The sequence below is a fragment of the Paenibacillus sp. GCM10023250 genome, assembly GCF_042653205.1.
GTDB lineage: Bacteria > Bacillota > Bacilli > Paenibacillales > Paenibacillaceae > Paenibacillus_Z.
The window spans coordinates 22,300-28,575 of record NZ_JBHSHY010000055.1 but is presented as its reverse complement, the minus strand read 5'-3'; the positions used below and the strand labels follow the sequence as shown (position 1 = coordinate 28,575).

The following is a 6,276-nucleotide window of genomic DNA, read 5'->3' as shown; positions in this document are numbered from 1 at the left end:
CCAGCGCCCGGCGCCGCCGCTCCCGCCCCGCCGCCAGCTCCGCCCGCGGCCGCTCCCGCGCCGCCGGCTGCAGCATCGGCCGCCGCCGCGGCTTCCGCCGCCTGGCGCGCCTTCTCGGCCTTCGCCGCCGCGGCGCGCTCCGCCTGCTCCGCCTTCAGCTCGGCGGCGCGTTCCCGCTCCTTCTTGTTCTGCTGCACGGTCGACCACGTCTGCAGCAGCTCGTAGCCGCTCTTGTACAGCAGCTTGTCCTTCGTGCCGTCGGAGATGTCCTTGTCCTTGAACAGCTTCGCGATCTTCTTCACGTCGCTGACCGGCAGCCCGTCTCGCGCCGCGATGAGCGCGAGCGGGTCGCGGTGCTCGAGCGGCAGGTCCTTGAGCGGGAGCACCTGGTCCTCGGTCAGCTTGTCCTTGCGGATCTGCGTCCCGGCGACGATCAGCTTGCGGACGGCGCTGCCGAATTTCAGCAGCTCGCACTTGTTCTTGATGTACGCCTCCGGCTTGCCGAGCTTGCTCGCGAGGAATTTCAGGGAGCTGTTGAACTTCGACTCGTTCATCAGCTTGTGGAACGCCTCGGCTTCCTCGATCGGCGAGAAGCCTTCGCGGGTCAGATTCTCCGCGATCTGCTCCAAATAAATATCCATCTCGTCCGTCGCCGCCGAGACGATGCACGGGATTGTAGCTTTGTTCAGCATCTTGCACGCTTTGTACCGCCGGTTGCCGTAAATGATCTTGTACCGCCCGCCCGGCGTCGTCCGCACCTTGATCGGGGACAGCAGGCCGAGCTCCTCGATGCTCCGCATCAGCTCCTCCAGCGCTTCCTGGTCGAACTGGTAGCGCGGCTGGTCCGTATCTTCGTCGATCAGTCTCGTTTCGATCTCGATAATATTCATGGTTGCACTCCTATCCTTGCAGAAGGTCGTGAAAATCGGCGCAAATCAGTCCTCCGTATTATATAACACGTGCTTGCTTGTGAAAATGGCCCCGTAACCGCTTACGCCGCAATTGGGTTCTTCGGCGCGATGTGATACGATACTAGTTGACGGTTTACAGGTACCAATTATTTTCCAAATTTAGCTAGGGCGCGATTCGGCCTGCGGAGAACTGCCGGCCATTTGCTTCAACACGTCAACGCGTCGCCAGTCTTGGGAGAAGGGGTGCTCGGCTTGAGGCAGGACAGCGGGGGTCGAACGGCAATCGGTACGGCGAGTACGGAACAATCGGCATCAACGGCAATCGGTTCGGCGCGGCAGGCGACCGGCCTTGTTGGCGATGCCCGCGGCCGGCTGCGCCAGACGCGATGCGAGACGGCGGGTTCTCCCGCATCCGGGCGGAAGGTTTCGGGCGCCGTCCATGCGGCTTCCGGCTCGCGCGGAGACATCGGCCCAAGCCCGGCGGCAGCCGCCGCGCAAGGGGCGGAACGCCTCGCGCGCTTCGGCGCTCGCGCAGCCGGCGGCGAACGCCCTCAGGGCACGCGGCCGCACGCCGCACAACCGCATACGGCCGTCCGGAGGTCCGCCTGATTCGCAGGCGGCAGGCCGGAGGCCAGCGTCCATCGCCTCCCGCAAGCTTGTTCGTTGCGGGAGGTTTTTTCGGCGCGCGATTCCGGCTGCGGGGAGCAGAGGGGCAGGAGTTCGGACGCGTATCACGCAAGGCAAGACCACGAATCGGCGATCGGGAAGGAGCTTTATGATGGCAGACAGGCGCGGACTATTGATTACGTTTATTCGTTCCAAGTGGTACATCTATGCTTCCGGCGTGTCGTTCACGCTGGCGGCGAACCTGTTTCAGTCGTATTATCCCAAGGTGCTCGGCAAGTTCACGGACCAGCTGGAGCAGCAGGGCCTGACGCAGGCGGCCGTCGTGGACGCGAGCCTGATGCTGCTGATCATCGGCCTCGCGTACGGGATTCTGGGCGGCATCGGGCAGTTCCATATCATGTACGTCGGACGGCTCTTCGAGCAGTACGCCCGCAAGAAGCTGTTCAAGCATTTCACGAAGCTCGGCGAACAATTCTATTCCAAGAACGGCGTCGGCAAGCTGCTCAGCTACGTCATGAACGACGTCACGACGGTGCGCGAATCGATCTCGATGGGCGTCAACCAGACGGCGAACGCCGCGATGCTGATCGTCGCGGCCATCGTCATGATGATCATCAGCGACATCCCGCTCTATCTCATTCTCGTCTGCGTCTCGCCGCTCGTCGCCATTCCGTGGATCGTGGTGAAGCTCGGGCCGGTCATCCGGGCGCGCTCGCACAAGGTACAGGAATCGCTCGGCAAGATGACGGAATCCGCGGAGGAACAGTTCGGCGGCATCCGGGTCACCAAGAAGTTCGCCGTCGAGGACATCATGAACGTCCGGTTCGGGCGGACGGTCGACGTCATCAAGGACAATCAGCTGAAGCTCGTGCGCGTCTCGTCCTTCTTCCAGGCGCTCATCCCGTTCCTCGGGGCGCTGTCGCTGATCATCACCCTCGCGTACGGCGGCTACTTGACGCTGACGGGCCGGATCACGCTCGGCAACTTCGTCGCCCTGACGCTCTACGTGCGGATGATGGTCAACCCGCTGCAGGCGATCGGCAACGTCATCAACACGATCCAGCGCTCCCGCGCGTCGCTCGAGCGGGTCAACGACCTCATGGGCCGGGAGCCGGAAATCGTGGAGCACGAGGCCGCGGTCGACGTGGATTGGGCGCATGCGCCGCTCACGGTCAACCATCTGACGTTCGCGTATCCCGGCGCGTCCAAGGAGGCGCTGAAGGATATCTCGCTGACGGTGCCCCCGGGCAAGACGCTCGGCATCATCGGGAAGACGGGCAGCGGCAAGACGACGCTCGTCAAGCTGATGCTCCGCGTCTTCGATACGCCGGCCGGCACGATCAACATCGGCGGCACGCCGCTGAACGAGCTGACGCTCGAGAGCCTGCGAAGCGGCATCGGCTACGTGCCGCAGGACGGCTTCCTGTTCAGCACGACGATCCGCGACAACATCGCATTCTTCCGCCGCAGCTCCGAGCTGTCGCTCGTGAAGAAGGCGGCGGAGCAGGCGAAGATCCACGACAGCATCATGACGTTCCCGGACGGCTTCGAGACGAAGCTCGGCGAACGGGGCGTCACGCTCTCCGGCGGCCAGCGCCAGCGGACGGCGCTCGCGCGCGGCATGCTCATGAACGCGCCGGTCCTGATCCTCGACGACAGCGTCAGCGCCGTCGACGCCGTGACGGAGACGGCCATCATCGAGACGATCCGCAAGGAGCGCCGCGGCAAGACGACGATATTGATCGCCCACCGGATCAGCGCGCTCAAGCACGCCGACGAGATCATCGTCATGGACGAAGGGCGGATCGTGCAGCGCGGCACGCATGAGACGCTGCTCGCGCAGAAAGGCATCTACGCGATGCTGCACGCGATACAGGAGGAGGGGAACAGCGTTGGCTAAGACGAGAGAGAAGATTAAGGCGGACGGCGGCTCGGGCGATCCTTCGCTGCCGCAGCCGCCGAAGTCGAACAGCTCGGCGTACAAGGGCTTGTTCCGCTACGCGAGGCCGCATCTGATGACGTTTCTCGCCGTGTTCGGCTGCATCATCCTGGCGATCTCCGCGGATCTGCTGCAGCCGTACCTCGTGAAGATCGCGATCGACGACTATCTCACGAAGGGCAACGCGAATGCGAACATGCTGTTCCTGATCGCGGGCGTCTACCTGCTGCTCTCGGTCGGCGGCTTCCTGTTCACGTACCTGCAGAACAACCTGCTCCAGCATGCGGGGCAAAGCATCGTGGCGGCCATTCGCAAAAATCTGTTCCGCCACATCACGCGGCAGTCGATGTCGTATTTCGACCGGGTGCCGAGCGGCAGCCTCATCACCCACGTCTCGAGCGACACGGAGACGATCAACCAGTTTTTCAGCCAGGTGCTGCTGAGCGTGCTTCGCGACGGGCTGACGCTAGTGTTCATCATCGTGCTCATGTTCCGGCTCGACGTGCAGCTCACGCTGTACTGCCTGATTCTGCTGCCGATCATCGCCGTGATGGCGATCTCGTTCCGCACCTACATGCGCACGACGTACCAGATGGCGCGGACGAACCTGTCCCGGCTCGTCGCCTTCGTGGCGGAGAACCTCGCGGGGATGCACATCATCCAGGTGTTCCACCAGGAGAAGGAGCAGCAGCGGCAGTTCTCGGAGCGCAACCGGACGTACTTCCGCTCCAACCTGCGCGAGATCCGCACCAACGTGCTGTTCAACCGCTCCTTCGACATGCTCGGCAACCTGTCCGTGGCGTTCGTCACGTGGATCGGCGGCAAAGCGGTGCTCGGGGAATCGATTCCGTTCGGCGTGCTGTTCGCGTTCATTACGTACATCCGGCAGTTCTTCCAGCCGATCAACACGATCACGCAGCAGTGGAACACGCTCCTGTCCGCTTCGGTATCGATGAACCGGATCTGGTCGATCTTCGATACGGTGCCCGAGATTCAAGATCGCACGGACGCGAAGCTCGACGCTGCCGAGGTCAAGGGCCGGATCGACTTCAATAGCGTCAAATTCGGCTACACGGACGGCATTCCCGTCCTCCATCACCTCGATCTGCACGTGCGCCCGGGCGAAATGATCGGCATCGTCGGCACGACCGGCGCGGGGAAGAGCTCCCTGATCAGCCTGCTCTGCCGATTCTACGACGTCAAGGCGGGCAGCGTGACGATCGACGGCACGGACGTCCGCGACATGCCGCAGGAGACGCTGCACCGGCTGATCGGCCTCGTGCAGCAGGAGCCGTACCTGTACTCCGGCAGCATCGTCGACAACGTCCGGCTGTTCGACGAGGCGATCTCGCGCGAGGAGGTCATCGAGGCGTGCCGGCTCGTCGGCGCGGACGCGCTCATCCGGGGCATGAAGGACGGCTACGACACGCTGCTGTCGGAGCGGGGCAGCGGACTGTCCGCCGGCGAACGGCAGCTCATCTCGTTCGCCCGGATCATCGTGTTCAAGCCGCGCATCCTCATTCTCGACGAGGCGACGGCGAATCTGGACTCGCACTCGGAGCAGCTCATCCAGCGCGCGCTGGCGGTCGTCTCCGAAGGGCGGACGACGCTCGTCATCGCCCACCGGCTGTCCACGATCATGAACGCGGACCGGATCATCGTCATGCGCCAGGGAGAGATCGTCGAGGAGGGCACGCACCGCGAGCTGCTCGCGGCGGGCGGCTATTACGACGAGCTGTACCGGCATTCGCAGGGCCGCTCCGAGCGGCCGGCCCTCGGCGCCGCCAAGCCGCTCAAGCAAGCGTGACGGCGATGCGCCGGCCGCGGAACGGCGTCCGCGGCCGGCGGCCGGTTGCCCGTGATGAGCCGGTCGATCCTGTAGGCGGGGCGGACGAACGACACTGGTGCGCCACGTCCGAAATTCGGCCTGCTTTCGCCGCTGCTATGACCCTCTTCTCCGGCCCGCGGGACTTGCCTTATTAGACAATCTTGATTCACCTGTGCGATAATAGTGGGAAGAATATCGCATCTTGGTAGGTTAGGGGCAGTGAAATGGATTTTCTGTTGCTGATCTTGGAAATTTTGCTCGTCAACCTCGTGCTGAGCGGCGACAACGCCGTCGTCATCGCGCTCGCGAGCCGCAATCTGCCGCCAGACAACCGCAAGAAGGCGGTCTGGTGGGGCGCGCTGGCCGCGGTCGGCCTGCGGATCGTGCTCACGGTGGTGGCCGTGTACCTGCTGAAGCTGCCGTTCATTCAAGTCGCGGGCGCGCTGCTGCTGTTCTGGGTGGCCATCTCGCTGCTGAAGGACGACGGGGAGAGCAAGGACATCGAAGGCGCGCAATCGCTGTGGAAGGCGGTACGGACGATCGTCGTGGCCGACTTCATCATGAGCCTCGACAACGTGCTCGCGATCGCGTCCATCGCCAACAATCAGATCTGGATCATGGCGATCGGTGTCGCGCTCAGCATTCCCATTATCGTCTGGGGCAGCCAGCTGATCATGGTCGTGCTGCATAAGTTTCCGATCTTCATCTATCTCGGCGCGGGCATCCTCGGCTACACCGCCGGCGAGATGCTGGAAGAGAACGAGACGCTGGCTTCGTTCATCCTCAAAGTGGCCGGCTGGGCGGACGACGTGTTCCCGTACGTCTGCGGCCTGCTCGTCATCGCGATCGGCTACGTGCTGCAGCGCCGCGTGCGGTCGCGGCACGTGCAGGAAGCGTAGGCGCGAGGCCAAGCGGACGAAAGGCGATTCGGCAAGCTCCCGGAAGGGGGCTTGGCGGGTCGCTTTTTTTTG

General features: G+C 63.6%; 4 protein-coding genes. 3 read left to right on the top strand and 1 reads right to left on the bottom strand.

Going from position 1 to position 6,276, the window contains the following annotated elements:
* The coding region (locus tag ACFPB1_RS25000; protein WP_379228916.1) for a ParB/RepB/Spo0J family partition protein at positions 1-890 on the bottom strand (890 nt) is incomplete at its 3' end.
* Positions 891-1,689: 799 nt separating this feature from the next.
* Here ACFPB1_RS25000 and ACFPB1_RS24995 point away from each other — a divergent pair.
* From ACFPB1_RS24995 to ACFPB1_RS24985, 3 genes are all read left to right on the top strand, one after another.
* Entirely contained in the window at positions 1,690-3,438 is a 1,749-nt protein-coding gene (locus tag ACFPB1_RS24995; RefSeq protein WP_379228915.1) for an ABC transporter ATP-binding protein, read from the top strand.
* Positions 3,431-5,284 (top strand): ABC transporter ATP-binding protein, encoded by a 1,854-nt coding sequence (locus ACFPB1_RS24990; RefSeq protein ID WP_379228914.1) that lies wholly within the window; start codon positions 3,431-3,433, stop codon positions 5,282-5,284. The genes ACFPB1_RS24995 and ACFPB1_RS24990 overlap by 8 nt, the downstream gene beginning before the upstream one ends.
* A gap of 245 nt (positions 5,285-5,529) precedes the next feature.
* Entirely contained in the window at positions 5,530-6,204 is a 675-nt protein-coding gene (locus tag ACFPB1_RS24985; RefSeq protein ID WP_379228912.1) for a TerC family protein, read from the top strand.
* Positions 6,205-6,276: the final 72 nt, after the last annotated feature.

Coding starts and splice junctions, on each gene's coding strand:
- ACFPB1_RS24995 (WP_379228915.1), top strand. CDS start 1,690: ATGGCAGACAGGCGCGGACTATTGATTACGTTTATTCGTTCCAAGTGG.
- ACFPB1_RS24985 (WP_379228912.1), top strand. CDS start 5,530: ATGGATTTTCTGTTGCTGATCTTGGAAATTTTGCTCGTCAACCTCGTG.